Genomic DNA, 15,113 nt, shown 5'->3' with positions numbered 1-15,113 from the left:
TTTCCCAATACAAATAAAAAAAAGCACCCAAATCGGGTGCTTTTTTTTTATCTTTGAAGTATGAAGATTACCAAACTATTCAAGGACTTTTTTGAAAGCGAAAGAGCCGGCGGATTTGTACTTATAGCTTGTACCCTACTTTCCCTATTCTTAACCAACTCTGTATGGAGCGAACAATACCTTCACCTTTGGCACTACCAAGTCGGGAACCATTCTTTTGAACATTGGATTAATGATGGTTTAATGACCATCTTCTTTTTGTTAATCGGTTTGGAATTGGAAAGAGAAGTTTATGCCGGTGAATTATCTAACCTAAAAAATGCGCTTTTACCCATATTTGCTGCGGTTGGTGGTATGTTGGTTCCGGCCGGTTTATACTTATTCTTAAACTACGGAACGGATACGCAATCAGGAGCCGGAATTCCTATGGCTACCGACATCGCTTTTGCTTTGGGAATTTTATCTCTACTGGGCAATCGTGTTCCGGTTTCTTTAAAAGTTTTCTTAACAGCCCTAGCAGTAATAGACGATTTGGGTGCCATTTTAATTATAGCAATATTTTATTCCAAAGGTTTGGTTTGGACCAACCTTTTCATAGCCTTAGGCATATTTGCTTTTCTCTTGGTTTTAAACCGACTCAAAGTAAGAAATCTTATTCCCTATTTAGTCTGCGGAGTAATCATGTGGTATTTTATGCTGAATTCTGGTGTACACGCTACCATTACCGGAGTGCTTTTGGCTTTTGCCATCCCCTTTGGGAACGGTGATGAAAAATCAACTTCCTATATCTTACAACACTTTCTGCACAAACCTGTTGCTTTTATTATTTTACCTTTATTTGCTTTAGCCAATACGGCCATAGTGCTTAACTCAGATTGGCATTATGCCTTCAATCACCACTATACCTTAGGTATTGCTTTAGGTTTGATTGTTGGAAAACCTCTCGGTATTATGCTACTCAGTTTTATGTCAGTAAAACTCAAAATTAGTCGGCTACCCGGCGATTTAAATTGGAAATCTGTTTTAGGAGCAAGCTGTTTAGGAGGCATTGGTTTTACTATGTCAATCTTTATCACGCTACTCGCCTTTTCCGACGGTGAACACATCGATAATGCTAAAATTATGATTTTAGTTTCTTCTTTGATAGCAGCCGTTATCGGGTTACTCTACTTAAAGGCCATTTTAAAATTGCCCAAAGCTTAATACCACTTTTTCTTTTTGAAATAAAAAATCATACCCAACAGCAAAAGCAACATAAAGGCCAATACTAAAAAGTACCCGTAATGCCAGTGCAACTCGGGCATGTTATCGAAATTCATCCCATAAATACCAACTATGAACGTCAACGGCATAAAAAATACCGAAACCACGGTTAGCGTTTTCATCACCTGATTCATCTTCTGATTTTGGGCAGAGAAATAAAAATTAGAGGCACTGTCGAGTGAAGTCAAATCGTATTCAATTTGCTCCAACAACTCCAAACACTTTTGGTGCAAACGCGAAAAGAAACTATAGTTATCGTGTTCAATCGTATTAAACACATTATCATCTTTAATGCTTTTAATAGAATACAACGAATCGCGCAACGGAATTATCGAACGCTTCAAAAAGTTAAAATTGTCCCGATGCTTTTCAATTTGTTCTAATATTTCGGGACTGGTACTGGTTTTAGAGAGATTTATCAATTCCTCTACTCTATCTTCTTCATTCTCTATGGTGATGTAAAAATTCTCCATCACGGCATCTAAAAGCAAATACAATAAATAGTCGGCTTTCTTATCTCGAACTATCCCTGAGTGCGTTCGAATGCGTTCGCGAATATGGGTAAAAAAGTCACTTCTCTTTTCTTGAAACGAAACCAAAATACCGTTTTTCAACAAAAAACTAATCTGCTCAACGGCAATATTATCAGTGTTTTCTACCGGCAACAACGATTTAATATTGAAGAACAACACATCGTGGTATTCATCTAATTTGGTCCTTTTGGTGGTATTCAAAATATCGCCCAGCATAAAATTGTCGACCTGCAAAAAATCACCAACCGACTTAATAATATCTGTATCATTGAGTCCGTGTATGTTGAGCCAATTCACTTTATCCGATGCCATGCACTTTACCAATTGAGCCGTAGAAAACTCTTTAAACTCAGTCAAATCGTTCGTATCATAAACGAACAGTTGCATTTCCGTTTTGATATGTTTGTGCACACCGGTGTAGTCTAAAAAAGTAGGCTGCACTTTTCTCCCTTTTTTGTATTTAATTTTTCTCACGGCTTCTAAATTTGTCTAAAATTAATCATATTTAGTTTTTTCAAACTATTTTTACCAAAAATCAACGCATGCAAACGCTAATTATCAATATCAAAGAATTACTGCAAGTTCGTGAAACCCCAATTGATAAAGTTTCCGGCAGTGACATGGCCGTTTTACCCTCGATAAAAAATGCTTTTCTCCTGATAGAAGATGATACGATAGCCGCATTCGGTTCAATGGAAAATTGCCCTAAACTCAATCCGGAAAAAACCATCGATGCCACCGGAAAAATGATACTGCCTTCTTGGTGTGACAGTCATACACATCTTGTTTATGCCGGTAATCGCGAGCAAGAATTTGTGGATCGCATTAACGGTTTATCATATGAAGAAATTGCCAATCGCGGTGGTGGTATTTTAAATTCGGCTAAGCGATTGAATGAAACCTCTGAAGCCGAAATTTACCAACAATCGAAGAAGCGTTTAGAAGAAGTAATGCATCAAGGTACAGGTGCTATCGAAATCAAATCGGGTTATGGTTTGACTGTGGAAGGCGAACTGAAAATGTTGCGTGTGATTAAAAGATTAGCCCAAGATTATCCGATTGCTATTAAGTCGACTTTCCTCGGGGCACACGCTTTTCCAACAGAATACAAAGAAAACCATTCGGCTTATATCGACATTATTATCAATGAAATGCTGCCTAAAATTGCCGAAGAAAATCTGGCAGATTACATTGATGCTTTCTTGGAAACCGGATATTTTTCGGTGGCCGAAACCGAACGTATTATGGAAGCCGGTAAACAATATGGCTTGCGTGCCAAAATTCACGTGAACCAATTTACTGCGATTGACGGAATAGCAGCTTGCGTGAAGCATAATGCACTTTCGGTAGATCATTTGGAAATTGTAACCGAAGAAGATATAGAAGCTTTAAAAAATACCGAAACCATGCCAGTAGCATTGCCAAGCTGTTCGTTCTTCATCAGTATTCCTTATACACCGGCACGACAAATGCTAAATGCAGGTTTGCCCTTGGCTTTGGCAACCGATTTCAATCCGGGAACTACGCCGTCAGGGAATATGAATTTTGTAGTAGCAACGGCTTGTATCAAAATGAAAATGACTCCCGAAGAAGCGATCAATGCGGCAACCATCAACGGCGCTTATGCTATGGGATTATCAGCTACACACGGTAGTATTACGGTGGGTAAAAAAGCCAATCTGATTATTACAAAACCGCTGAATTCTTTCTATGAAATTCCGTATGCCTTTGGTAGCAATCCGGTCGAGTTAATTATTTTAAATGGCCAATTAATGTCATAAAAAAGTCCTCCGAGTAAACGAAGGACTTTAGTTTATAGTTTTCAGAATTGATTATCTCAAAGAGAAACTGCTTTTAGAAACCAACTCGCCTTTGTCGAATACATTTACAAAGTAAGTTCCTTTGGCAAAATCCTTACCCGGTAATTGCTCTTTAACGTCAACTGTTTTGTTTTCATATTTTACAGTGGTTGTAAAGCTGTAAGTCAATGAAGTATCTCCAAATGTAACAGTGGCTTTATCTCCCAATACGTTATTTTTTGCATCTATTACTTGTACATAGTAAACTTTATCGCCGGATTTAGCAATTTTGTTCTCCGCAATAGTAAAACTGATTTGAAGTAAATCGGCTCTACTGGCTTTATCAGTCTCAATTTGTTTGCCTGAGCTTCTTTGTTTATAAGCGGCCGTTTTTAAATTGGTCACCGTTAATTTCTGACCTTTTTCAACCGTTTTAGCCAACTCTTCATTTTGACCAACCAATACCTGATTGTATTTTTTTGAATTTTCTAAAACTACAGTGGTGCTGTCTAAGTTAGTGGTCAAAGTTTGGTTTTGAGCTTTCAACACTTCCACTTCTTGCATCAAATTTCTCATTTTTTGCTCTAAAGCTTTGTATTGCGTTTTATATTTCTGCAATGAAGCATTGTCTCCTTTGGAAGTTTTTAACTCTGCAATTAACTTAGCTACTTTCTCTCTTTCCGCTATTAATTCATCAGACATCGTAGTGTTTTCAGCAATAGCTTCATCGTAAGAGGCCTTTAAAGCTTCCAGGTCTTTTAAAACACTTTCTTTCTCAGATTTTGTCTCAACAATTGTGGTTTCAAGTGTCTTTGCATCAGAGGTTAGTTTAAAAATATAAACCAAACTACCTACTAATAAAATAGCCAGTATTGCAATAATTGCTTTTAATTTAGAGTTACCGTTTTGATTTTCCATAGGTTATAGATTTAATTAGAGCAAAAGTAATAATATTTAACATAGTAACGTGAAATTCCCCATTATATTATATTTTTGAGAAATATTTAACACCAAAATGGAACGTATCATTCCTTTTACCATGACCGATTTGGCCAAAGTTACCAACCACCGAAGTGGCGAAGTAAAGTTTGGCGAAAAAATGCTGACCATCCCGAAAGGCGAAAATTGCATGACCTTTCTCAAAAATTGTGAAGCCAAATATGTACTATTAGGAATACCCGAAGACGTTGGCATCAGAGCCAATTTCGGCCGGCCGGGAGCAGCTTCTGCTTGGCAAAGTGCCATTAGCAGTATAGCCAACATCCAACACAATCGTTTTTGCAAAGGCAGTCAAATAGTGGTTTTGGGGAAGATTGATATTTCCAAAGAAATGGAAGAAGCCAAAGACTTGGATTTTCACAAAACAGCCGACAGAAAATTATTGAGTACTTTGGTGGAAAGAATTGACAAAGAAGTGGTTCATGTAATCACTTCAATCATCAAGTGCGGTAAAACACCCATTGTAATTGGCGGAGGACACAACAATGCATACGGCAATATCAAAGGAACGGCCTTGGGTTTGGGAAAACCAATAAATGCTGTAAATTTTGATGCCCATTCGGATTTCAGAATTTTGGAAGGAAGACACAGCGGTAACGGTTTCTCTTATGCTTATGAAGAAGGCTTTCTTAAAAAGTACTTTATCTTCGGACTACACGAAAACTATACTTCCAAAAATGTACTCGACATCTTGAAAAAAATGGAAGATCGAGTAAACTTCAATACTTATGACGAAATTAAAGTCAGACAACAAAAAAACTTCCAACAAGAGTTAAATACAGCCTACGACTTTATTAAAAACGACGCTTACGGCATTGAAATTGATTTGGATGCCTTGCCTAACATTGCCAGCAGTGCTATGACTATGAGCGGATTTTCTATAGAGGAATTACGGCAGTTTGTGTACTTCTTTGGGAAGAATAAAAACGCAGCCTATCTTCACATTTGCGAAGGCGCACCCGAATTAGGCGAAGCAAAAAACAATCATTTAATCGGAAAACTAATAGGCTACTTGGTCACCGATTTCATCAAAGCCAGAAAAGAACTTATATAAATTTCGAGTTCAAAGTTGCGAGTTCAAAGTTCATTCAGAAACCCAAACTCGCAACCCGAAACTTGAAACATTGAACTCCTAACTAATAAAACGCTATCTTTGTGGCGGTTTGCAATTAATGGCAAACAAATTTTATGTTATTCGAAGATTTATCATTATCCAAAAGTATTCAAAGAGCCGTTTTTGAAGAAGGATACACCAACCCTACGCCCATACAGGAAAAAGCCATTCCGATTGTTTTATCAGGAAAAGACTTAGTAGGCTGTGCCCAAACCGGTACAGGAAAAACCGCAGCATTTGCAATTCCCATCATACACCATCTTCACCGAATGGTTGGGTCGTCTAAAAAAACGAAACAAATTCGTTGTTTAGTGGTAACACCCACTCGTGAGTTAGCCGTTCAAATAGGAGAAAGTTTTGATACTTACGGCAAATACACCAACTTAAGACAGCTAACCATTTTTGGTGGTGTGTCTCAAGTGCCGCAAGTAGACCAATTGAAAAAAGGCGTCGACATTTTAATTGCCACACCCGGCAGGTTATTAGACTTACACAAACAAGGTTTTTTAGATTTTGACCATTTGCACTTTTTAGTATTGGATGAATCCGATTTAATGCTCGATATGGGCTTTATTAACGACGTGCGAAAGATTGTGAAATTGGTTCCTACCAACAGACAAACTTTATTGTTTTCGGCTACTATGCCGATGGCAATTCGCGAATTAGCGGATACTTTCTTGAATAAACCGGAATACGTTTCGGTTACACCTGTTTCTTCTACAGCCGAAATAATAGAGCAACAAGTATATTTTGTAGAAAAAGAAAACAAACGCGGCTTGTTGTATCATTTGATCCGCAATCAAAATTTGAGCAATGTTTTGGTATTTGTCCGAACCAAACACGGTGCTGATAATGTAGTGAAAGCCTTGAAGAAAAACGGCGTTAATGCCGAAGCCATTCACGGCGACAAATCGCAAACCGCTCGCCAACGCGTTTTAGACCAATTTAAAAGCAAAGATATTTCGGTTTTAGTGGCTACAGATATTGCAGCACGCGGTATTGATATTGAAAGTTTGCCTTATGTTATCAACTTCGATTTGCCTAATATTCCGGAAACCTATGTGCACCGTATTGGTAGAACCGGACGAGCCGGTAATGGCGGAATTTCGATTTCTTTCTGTGGCAAAGATGAAGAAGTTTATTGGAAAGATATTTTGAAATTGATTAAGGTTAATGTAAAAACCATCAAAGACCATCCTTTTCCGTGGAAAGAAACCATTCCTAATCCGGATGCTAAACCCGATTTAAGAAACAAAAAGAAACCAAACGGCGAAAATAAGTCGAGAAAGTCGGAAGCCTCTAAGAAAAATAAAAAGCGTTGGTATTAATCAACGCTTTCTCTGTTTTTTACATTATTACTGATGACTTGAAATAGTTTTGAAGGTTCAAACGGTTTGACCATAATGTCATTCATTCCGGCAGAAATGGCTTCTTCCGTCACTTCTTGTTTGTCGAATGCGGTTAAGGCAATAACCGGAATATCTATGCCTTTCTCCCTGATTTTTCGAGTAGTATCAAATCCGTTGATTAGCGGCATATTGATATCCATCAATATCAAGTCAAATCTTTCTCTTTCTAAGGCTACTATGGCGGCATAACCATCATCTACTATAGTACAACTCATGCTGTTGCTCTGGATGATTTTTTTAGTGACCATTTGGTTGATTTTATTGTCTTCTACAACTAAAATGTTATACAAATGGCTATCGGATAAATCCACTTCAATATTGTTGATGATTTCACGGGATTTCTCTTCATCATATTCAAATCCTATAGTAAAGTAGAAAGTAGTCCCAACATTTTCTTCGCTCTCTAAATGGATTTCGCTATTGAACAATTGAACCAAACGAGAAACAATTGACAAACCTAAACCGGTGCCTTGATAGTCTTCTTCTTTGCGCTCTATCTGTACGAACTTTTCAAAGATTTTGGCTTGGTCTTCCTTGGCAATTCCGATACCGGTGTCTCTTACTTTAAACTCTATATAATAAGTTTTATCCACCACTTTTTTCAAATCGGCGGTCAGAGCTACTTCTCCGTTTTTGGTAAATTTTAAGGCATTGCTGACCAAGTTCATGATGATTTGAGAAAGTCGCAGTTTATCACCAATCAAAAACTCGGGAATGGCAGTATCGATTTCCACAATTAATTTGTCATTGTTCTTTTCAGCTATGTATTCCACCGAGTTTTGAATGGTCGTGATTTCATCGGTAAGATTGAAAATTAAATTCTCCAAGACCACTCGCTTCTCCTCTATTTTATTGATTTGCAGAATATCATTTACCAAAGACAACAAGTATTTGGCCGAAAACTTAAGTGATTTTAAATGCGGACTATTGGCCAGTTCCCGGTGTTCATCTGTAATGATGTTAGTGATACCGATTACACCATACAGTGGAGTGCGCAATTCGTGCGTAATGGTAGATACAAACTGAGACTTCAACTGAGAGGCTTCCTCAGCTTTTTCTTTGGCTTCTTTTAAAGCTTCGTTAGCTATAGTAAGCTCTTGATTGGCTTGTTCTCTCAACTTTACGTTCTTGTATAAAGTTAAGAGTAACAACAATAATATGATTAAAATAACAATGAAAAGAATAACAATGAGTTTTGATTCTTTGAGATTTTTTTCATTTTTATCATTTTGATTTTCAATTTTTTCCAATTGAATTTTATACTCTTGAAGCTCTAACTGATTGGCTGCATTTTTTAAATTATCAATTTTTTCAGTCGAGTACAACACCTTGTTCAGTGAGTCTAATTTTTGTTGGAAAATATTGGCCTTATCAACCTCTTTATGCAAAGTATAATGTCGTACAAAATTCTCATAAATGTTGGCCAAAAAAGTATCGAAGCCATTTTCTTTCGCTATTTTTTCAGCCGCTTTAAAATAAGTCTCTCCTTTTTCTTTTTCATTGTTATTACTGGCGTAAATCCCTAACAAATGGAACAAAGACATTTTGGACTCTTCGTCTCCTTTAGCAATAATTTGATCTTTAATATCGTTGATTTGCTGATTGCCTAAATCGTACTGTTCGAGAGCAAAATAGGCACTGGCCAAATTAAGCTTAGTGAACTGAATTTGAACTGTATCTTTGTTCTTAATAGCATAAGGCAATGCTTTTTTATAATAATTAATCCCTTTGGGAATATCAATTTCATTGAAATAATACACACTGCCCAGATTGCTGTAAATCCAATTGTACATTTTGTCATTGCCTACTTTCTCATTATAGGCTAATGCTTTATTGTAAAACTCTATTGCTTTACCCGATTCCGAGCACTCATTAAAGATGGCTCCGATAGTGTTGTAGGATTGTGTAATGAGCAGGTGATCATCAATGGCAAAAGAACGTACCAAAGCTTGCTTTGAATAATCCAAAGCACGGTCGTATCTGGCGTCGCTAAAATCAGCAACAGCCAAATTGAGTAATTTTTCTATCGCTGCCTTTTCTTTTTCAACTTTTTGAGCTTGGGTTACTCCAATTGAAAACAAAAGCAAAACGAGCAAACTGATTAGTTTGTTCTTATTCATTGGGTTAGTTAAGATGCTCAAATATAAAGTTTTTTTCAAAAAAAAATCCTGATAAATCAGGATTTTATAAGTTAATTGTTAATTCCTAATCAACTTTCTATATTTAATTCGCTTAGGAGTTGCATCAGCACCCAATCGCTTTTTCTTGTTTTCTTCGTATTCCGAGAAACCACCTTCAAAATAGTACACTTCCGAGTTGCCTTCGAAGGCTAAAATATGCGTACAAATTCGGTCTAAGAACCAACGGTCGTGACTAATCACTACGGCACATCCTGCAAAATTCTCCAACCCTTCTTCCAAAGCTCTCAAAGTGTTTACATCCAAGTCGTTGGTAGGCTCATCGAGCAACAATACGTTTCCTTCTTCTTTCAAGGTCATCGCCAAATGCAAGCGATTGCGTTCTCCTCCGGAAAGGGTTGCTACTTTTTTGTTTTGATCACTTCCGCCAAAATTAAAACGAGACAAATAAGCTCTGGAATTTACTTGTCTGCCACCCATCATAATTAATTCTTGGCCATCACAGAAGTTTTCCCAGATGGATTTATTAGGATCGATATTAGCATGGGTTTGATCGACATAAGCAATTTTTACAGTATCGCCTATAGTAAACTCACCGGCGTCTGGTTTTTCTTCACCCATAATCATTCGGAAAATTGTAGACTTTCCGGCACCATTAGGCCCTATAATTCCAACAATTCCCGCTTGTGGTAAAGTAAAGTTTAAATTGTCATACAACAATTTATCGCCGAACGCTTTGGCTACTCCTTTGGCTTCGATTACATTAGTACCTAATCTTGGACCATTAGGAATGTAAATTTCTAATTTCTCGTCGAGTACTTTTTGATCTTCATTTAAGAGTTTGTCATAATTCTGCAAACGAGCCTTTTGCTTGGTTTGTCTACCTTTTGCACCTTGACGAACCCATTCTAACTCGCGTTCTAATGTTTTCCTTCTCTTAGAGGCTACTTTTTCTTCTTGCTCTAATCGTTTTGATTTTTGATCCAACCAAGAAGAATAATTGCCTTTCCATGGAATCCCTTCTCCTCTGTCCAATTCTAAAATCCAACCGGCAACATTGTCTAAGAAATAACGGTCGTGTGTTACGGCAATTACGGTTCCGGCATATTGCGCTAAATGTTGCTCTAACCAAAGAACGCTTTCCGCATCCAAGTGGTTGGTAGGTTCGTCTAACAACAATACATCTGGCTGTTGCAACAAAAGACGACAAAGGGCAACCCTTCTTTTTTCTCCACCCGACAATACACTGATTGGCATATCGCCTTCCGGCGTGCGTAGCGCATCCATAGCTACTTCTAATTTATTATCGATTTCCCAAGCTCCGGCTGCATCAATTTTGTCTTGCAACTCAGCTTGTCTGTCCATTAGTTTTTGCATTTTATCGGCATCCTCATATACTTCCGGCAACCCGAACATATCGTTAATTTTATTGAACTCATCCAAGATGGCCATGGTTTCGGCTACTCCTTCACGAACTACTTCGATTACTGTTTTGCTCTCGTCCAGTTGTGGTTCTTGCTCTAAGTAACCAACGGTGTAACCCGGTTGAAAAACCACATCACCTTGGTAGTTTTTGTCCACTCCGGCTATAATGCGCAACAATGAAGACTTCCCGGAACCGTTCAAACCTAAGATTCCGATTTTAGCTCCGTAAAAGAAACTCAAATAGATGTTTTTTAAAACTTGCTTATCGCTTCCTTGATAGGATTTACTCACACGTTGCATGGAGAAAATCACTTTCTTATCATCTGACATAGTATTGTTTGTTATGTTATTATTGTATTAAAAACTTCCTGACTTTTTCAATTACACGCGGCCTTTAAGGGAACTGAAAACCCAAGCGTTGGCTAAAAAACCAACCCCAACTGCTCCAAATCCCCAACCGGCTACATCAGCATAGCGATATACACCAAGACCGATTAAAATAAGCCCCATGATAATCATTATAAAGGTAGCCCAGCCTAATACTGTATTTTTATTCATTGCCATAATTTAGTGGTTTTATTTTGGTCGACAAATATCGTTAAATTTTATAAAATACTGGTCAAGAAATAACTGTTTATGGGTAATAAACTTTATTTGTAAATCACACCTTCTTTCATCACAAATACTACCTTAAGGACGGCTTTAACATTGAGTGTAGGATCTTCCTCTGTTGCGACGATATCTGCTAAATATCCGGGTTCAATAACCCCTATTTTTTTATCCATATCCAATAACATGGCATTGGTAACTGTAGCCGCTTGAAGCACTTTCATAAACGGCATTCCGGCTTCAGTCATATAAATAAATTCTTTAGCATTTTGTCCGTGCTCAAACACTCCTGCATCGGTGCCGAAAGCAATGGGAACCCCTTTTTTATAGGCTTTAGCAAAAGTTGACTGAATTCGCGGTCCAATAGCTAAAGCTTTAGGCACTACTATAGCTGGATAGTAATCTGGTTTTAAAGCATTTTCAGCCACAGCTTTTCCGGCGGTGATGGTTGGAACCAGATAAGCATCGTTTTTAATCATTAATTCCATAGTAGCCTCGCTCATTTCGGTACCGTGCTCAATGGTTTTTACACCGCATTTTACGGCGCGCTGCATGCCTTCATCGCCATGAGCGTGGGCGGCTACTTTCATTCCGTAATCTTTGGCAGTACTTACAATGGCAGTAATTTCTTCTTCCGTAAATTGAGGATTGGAACCACTTTTGGCAACACTCAACACACCACCGGTTGCAGTGATTTTAATCCAATCGGCACCATTTTTATAGCGTTGACGAACAGCTTGTTTGGCTTCATCAATACTATTGACGACACCTTCTTTCGGCCCCGGATTGCCCATCAATTCTTTTTTGAAACCGCTTGTCGGATCGGCATGACCACCGGTAGTGGCTATGGATTTTTCGGCAGTGAAAATTCGGGGACCAACTACTAAACCTTTGTTGATAGCGTTTCTCAATGAGACGTTAACGCCTGTCCCTCCTAAATCACGAACGGTGGTAAACCCAGCCATTAGTGTAGTTTTGGCTAATACTTCTGCGTTGTAGGCTACATCAGCATCGTTGAGGGTAAATCGTTCAAGATAAGCGGTAGGACTGGTTTCGCTTTCCAAATGCACATGCATATCAATCCACCCCGGCATAACGGTTTTGGCTTTTAAATCAATTATTTTGGTGTCATTTGCAGTAGGTACAATAAATCCGTCTTCTATACTCTTGATGATCTTGTTGCTCACCACTATGGTTTTATTGGTAAGTACTTTTCCGGCTTTAGTATCAATTAATTTACCGCAATAAATGTAGGTCTCTTGTCCGTTGGCCATCAGCACCAGCAACAAGGAACAAAACAGTATTATTTTTTTCATAAATGGTTGGTTATTTGGATAGTGGTTATATGAACTCGGAAAAATCCGGTTATTTATTTAAAAATATTCAAAAGCATTTCTTTGTAGAGTTCAGCATCATTTAAATTGGCTGCGCCTACACCTTTACTTTTAACATCAATATCTCGCAAGGCCGCAACAATACCGCTGACTTTTCGCATTGGAAATCTTTTGGAAGCCTCTATATAATCGTTTACAAAATAAGGATTCACTTTGAGGACTTTGGCTACATTAGCCGGTGATTTGTCTTTTAAACCATGGTATTGAAGCAAGGCTGAAAAAAAGGAAAACACCTGACCGTTGACCAACACCATTGGATTCTCTTTCTGATTTTGGGCAAAATAAGTTGCTATTTGATGGGCTTTGGCCTTATTACCTTCTCCTATGGCTTTTCGGAATTCGAAAACATTGAAGTCCTTGCTGAATCCGATATTTTCTTCAATATGATTCGGAGTAATAGTACTTCCTTGGGGCAATATAATCTCAAGCTTGTTAAGCTCATTGGCAATTCGACTCAAATCGTTTCCTAAAAAAGCTACCAACATAGCATTGGCTTTGGGTTCAATAGTATAACCTCTGCCTTGTAAAACCCGATTAATCCATTGACCGACTTGGTTTTCGTACATTTTCTTACTTTCATAAACCAATCCGTGTTTTTCCAGTGTCTTGGTTACCTTTTTTCGTTTGTCTAATGTTTTGTATTTGTATGCCAATACCAACACGGTAGATGGCTGAGGGTTTTGGGCATAGGCTTCCAACTTATCGATGGTTTTAGCCAACTCTTGGGCTTCTTTTACAATCACTACTTGTCGCTCTGCCATCATAGGAAAGCGTTTGGCATTGGCCACAATTTCATCTACAGTAGTGTCGCGTCCGTAAAGTACAACTTGGTTGAATCCTTTTTCATCTTCCGACAACAAATTATTTTCCAAATACTCTGTAATACGGTCAATGTAATAAGGTTCTTCTCCCATTAAAAAATAAATGGGCTTGATGTTTCCGGCTTTTATGTCGTTAAGAATCTTTACTACTTCGTCCAAAATAAGTTGGTTTAGTTGTTGGTATTTTGCTTTATTGACAGTAACTTCGTGAAATGCAAAAATTGAATTTCCCTGACTATTCGTTTCGCTTCAAAAATAGTGAAAATAAAGTGTCTATTTTTGATGATATCAGGAAAAAGTTTATCATCCTCACTCCTGAGGAATGGGTTCGTCAGCACACCATTCGGTTTTTGTTGATTGATAAAAAGTACCCCAAGTCCTACCTCAATGTTGAAAAAACAATAACTGTAAACGGTACAAAAAAGCGGTATGACATTGTAGTTTTTAAACCTAACGGTGAATTGTTTTTGTTAGTAGAATGCAAAGCGCCCGAGGTCACTATAAGCCAACAAACCTTCGATCAAATTGCGCGGTACAACCTAAAATTGAACGCTGACTACTTGATGGTAACCAACGGAGTAAATCATTACTTTTGCGAAATGAATCTGGAAGAAGAAAAGTATATTTTTCTTAAGGAACTACCGGAATTCCATTAAAAAAATATCTTAAAATGATACTGCTGAGAAAATCATACTTCTTATTCGCTTTACCGTTCATGGTTATTTCTTGTAAAAAAGAAATCACTCCCAAAAAGAACGAATCCATAAAAACAGACACTGTTTACTCGGAAACCACAGTAGATACCACTACTTCGGGAACCAAAGAAACCTTACTTAAAAAAGTAGACTACTCCATATGGTCAATGGGAAATCTTGAGGAATATTTTCTAAACAAATTGTCAAAAGCTACTAACAAAAGTCAAGGCAATGAAATATACGAAGAATACGTTGAAAATATGGAAAATCGCATTAAAAATTTTAACGAATTGGAAGCCGATTTCTTAGCGATTTATACCAACTACTACGAACACGAAAAAGACCAATATATTTTTCCGGATTCACTGCAACAGCATGTTGATTTGTTTAAAAAAACAGAGTTAGAATTTTGGGAAATCGGTGAAGGTTTTGTGGAAATTCGATACAAACCTTATCATTACTACAATATGTTTAAAGGGAAAGTAACAACTGATTATGAGTACTTTTTAAAAAATGAAGCCAAAGAAAACACCGTTCTTTACAGCGCAGATGCCGGCATATTAATCAGTCCTAAAGATCTTGGTGACCGAGTACTGACCTGGGAAAAATTCATGATTCAATATCCTAAAAGTCCGTTATTCGAAACTGCCTCTACTTTGTATAAGGAATATTGTTATGATTATTTGATGGGTAAAGAAAACACCAGAACTGTAAACTATTCAGATGGAAACTTGGAAACGGAGATTAATGCTGAATTCAAGCGATTTATGAGTAAAAATCCTAACTCAAGAACCACCAAAACTATCAAAGCCTTTTTAGCACAAGTCGATTCAAATCCGGATTACGAAGCACTCGACAAATGGGTTAAAAAAACGCTGAATATTCAACCCGTTGTCATTCCGAATGAACCCTAA

General features: G+C 37.6%; 13 protein-coding genes. 6 read left to right on the top strand and 7 right to left on the bottom strand.

Annotated features, from left to right (window positions below; translation table 11 throughout):
• The first annotated feature begins 60 nt into the window (after positions 1–60).
• On the top strand, positions 61–1,203 hold the full coding sequence (gene nhaA, locus ACJG85_RS07870; RefSeq protein ID WP_412476081.1) for a Na+/H+ antiporter NhaA: 1,143 nt from the start codon (positions 61–63) through the stop codon (positions 1,201–1,203).
• Here nhaA and corA read toward each other — a convergent pair.
• A complete protein-coding gene (gene corA, locus ACJG85_RS07865; RefSeq protein WP_409681131.1) occupies positions 1,200–2,270 on the bottom strand; it encodes a magnesium/cobalt transporter CorA in 1,071 nt (356 codons plus the stop codon). The two genes, nhaA and corA, sit on opposite strands and share 4 nt — an antisense overlap.
• Positions 2,271–2,338: 68 nt before the next feature.
• On the opposite strand from corA, the gene hutI reads away from it, so the two are divergent.
• Positions 2,339–3,577, top strand: coding sequence for an imidazolonepropionase (gene hutI, locus ACJG85_RS07860; RefSeq protein ID WP_412476080.1), 1,239 nt, complete (start codon positions 2,339–2,341; stop codon positions 3,575–3,577).
• A 51-nt stretch (positions 3,578–3,628) separates the two neighbouring features.
• Here the strand turns inward: hutI and ACJG85_RS07855 are convergent, their stop codons facing one another.
• The gene (locus ACJG85_RS07855; protein WP_409681126.1) at positions 3,629–4,513 is read right to left on the bottom strand and encodes a hypothetical protein; all 885 of its coding nucleotides are present in this window, start codon (positions 4,511–4,513) and stop codon (positions 3,629–3,631) included.
• A gap of 97 nt (positions 4,514–4,610) precedes the next feature.
• On the opposite strand from ACJG85_RS07855, the gene ACJG85_RS07850 reads away from it, so the two are divergent.
• Together ACJG85_RS07850 and ACJG85_RS07845 are read left to right on the top strand one after the other, a co-directional pair.
• The gene (locus tag ACJG85_RS07850) at positions 4,611–5,648 is read left to right on the top strand and encodes a formimidoylglutamase (RefSeq protein ID WP_409681123.1); all 1,038 of its coding nucleotides are present in this window, start codon (positions 4,611–4,613) and stop codon (positions 5,646–5,648) included.
• Positions 5,649–5,782: 134 nt separating this feature from the next.
• A complete protein-coding gene (locus ACJG85_RS07845; RefSeq protein ID WP_412463777.1) occupies positions 5,783–7,036 on the top strand; it encodes a DEAD/DEAH box helicase in 1,254 nt (417 codons plus the stop codon).
• On the opposite strand, the gene ACJG85_RS07840 is transcribed toward ACJG85_RS07845, so the two are convergent.
• The 5 genes from ACJG85_RS07840 to holA form a co-directional block, all read right to left on the bottom strand.
• Entirely contained in the window at positions 7,033–9,237 is a 2,205-nt protein-coding gene (locus tag ACJG85_RS07840) for a response regulator (protein WP_409681043.1), read from the bottom strand. The genes ACJG85_RS07845 and ACJG85_RS07840 overlap by 4 nt on opposite strands.
• Before the next feature lie 78 nt (positions 9,238–9,315).
• Positions 9,316–11,010 (bottom strand): energy-dependent translational throttle protein EttA, encoded by a 1,695-nt coding sequence (gene ettA, locus ACJG85_RS07835; RefSeq protein WP_409681046.1) that lies wholly within the window; start codon positions 11,008–11,010, stop codon positions 9,316–9,318.
• A gap of 51 nt (positions 11,011–11,061) precedes the next feature.
• Positions 11,062–11,244, bottom strand: coding sequence for a CAL67264 family membrane protein (locus tag ACJG85_RS07830; RefSeq protein ID WP_295336392.1), 183 nt, complete (start codon positions 11,242–11,244; stop codon positions 11,062–11,064).
• A gap of 86 nt (positions 11,245–11,330) precedes the next feature.
• Positions 11,331–12,605 (bottom strand): metal-dependent hydrolase family protein, encoded by a 1,275-nt coding sequence (locus ACJG85_RS07825; RefSeq protein WP_412476079.1) that lies wholly within the window; start codon positions 12,603–12,605, stop codon positions 11,331–11,333.
• A 53-nt stretch (positions 12,606–12,658) separates the two neighbouring features.
• The gene (gene holA / locus ACJG85_RS07820) at positions 12,659–13,663 is read right to left on the bottom strand and encodes a DNA polymerase III subunit delta (RefSeq protein ID WP_409681051.1); all 1,005 of its coding nucleotides are present in this window, start codon (positions 13,661–13,663) and stop codon (positions 12,659–12,661) included.
• 53 nt (positions 13,664–13,716) lie between these two features.
• Here holA and ACJG85_RS07815 point away from each other — a divergent pair, with 53 nt between their 5' ends.
• Together ACJG85_RS07815 and ACJG85_RS07810 are read left to right on the top strand one after the other, a co-directional pair.
• Positions 13,717–14,160, top strand: coding sequence for a type I restriction enzyme HsdR N-terminal domain-containing protein (locus ACJG85_RS07815; protein ID WP_412463774.1), 444 nt, complete (start codon positions 13,717–13,719; stop codon positions 14,158–14,160).
• A 14-nt stretch (positions 14,161–14,174) separates the two neighbouring features.
• Positions 14,175–15,113: a hypothetical protein gene (locus ACJG85_RS07810; protein WP_409681057.1), complete on the top strand. Its 939-nt coding sequence runs from the start codon at positions 14,175–14,177 to the stop codon at positions 15,111–15,113.

The organism is Flavobacterium mekongense, assembly GCF_047038255.1.
Taxonomy (GTDB): Bacteria; Bacteroidota; Bacteroidia; order Flavobacteriales; family Flavobacteriaceae; genus Flavobacterium; species Flavobacterium mekongense.
Note: the sequence above shows the minus strand (reverse complement) of the source record. Positions and strands in the feature narration are given on the sequence as shown.

Bases quoted from the DNA above. Each gene is read 5' to 3' on its own strand.
- nhaA (WP_412476081.1), top strand. From the start codon at position 61: ATGAAGATTACCAAACTATTCAAGGACTTTTTTGAAAGCGAAAGAGCC.
- hutI (WP_412476080.1), top strand. From the start codon at position 2,339: ATGCAAACGCTAATTATCAATATCAAAGAATTACTGCAAGTTCGTGAA.
- ACJG85_RS07855 (WP_409681126.1), bottom strand. From the start codon at position 4,513: ATGGAAAATCAAAACGGTAACTCTAAATTAAAAGCAATTATTGCAATA.
- ACJG85_RS07850 (WP_409681123.1), top strand. From the start codon at position 4,611: ATGGAACGTATCATTCCTTTTACCATGACCGATTTGGCCAAAGTTACC.
- ACJG85_RS07845 (WP_412463777.1), top strand. From the start codon at position 5,783: ATGTTATTCGAAGATTTATCATTATCCAAAAGTATTCAAAGAGCCGTT.
- ACJG85_RS07840 (WP_409681043.1), bottom strand. From the start codon at position 9,237: ATGAATAAGAACAAACTAATCAGTTTGCTCGTTTTGCTTTTGTTTTCA.
- ettA (WP_409681046.1), bottom strand. From the start codon at position 11,010: ATGTCAGATGATAAGAAAGTGATTTTCTCCATGCAACGTGTGAGTAAA.
- ACJG85_RS07830 (WP_295336392.1), bottom strand. From the start codon at position 11,244: ATGGCAATGAATAAAAATACAGTATTAGGCTGGGCTACCTTTATAATG.
- ACJG85_RS07825 (WP_412476079.1), bottom strand. From the start codon at position 12,605: ATGAAAAAAATAATACTGTTTTGTTCCTTGTTGCTGGTGCTGATGGCC.
- ACJG85_RS07815 (WP_412463774.1), top strand. From the start codon at position 13,717: ATGCAAAAATTGAATTTCCCTGACTATTCGTTTCGCTTCAAAAATAGT.
- ACJG85_RS07810 (WP_409681057.1), top strand. From the start codon at position 14,175: ATGATACTGCTGAGAAAATCATACTTCTTATTCGCTTTACCGTTCATG.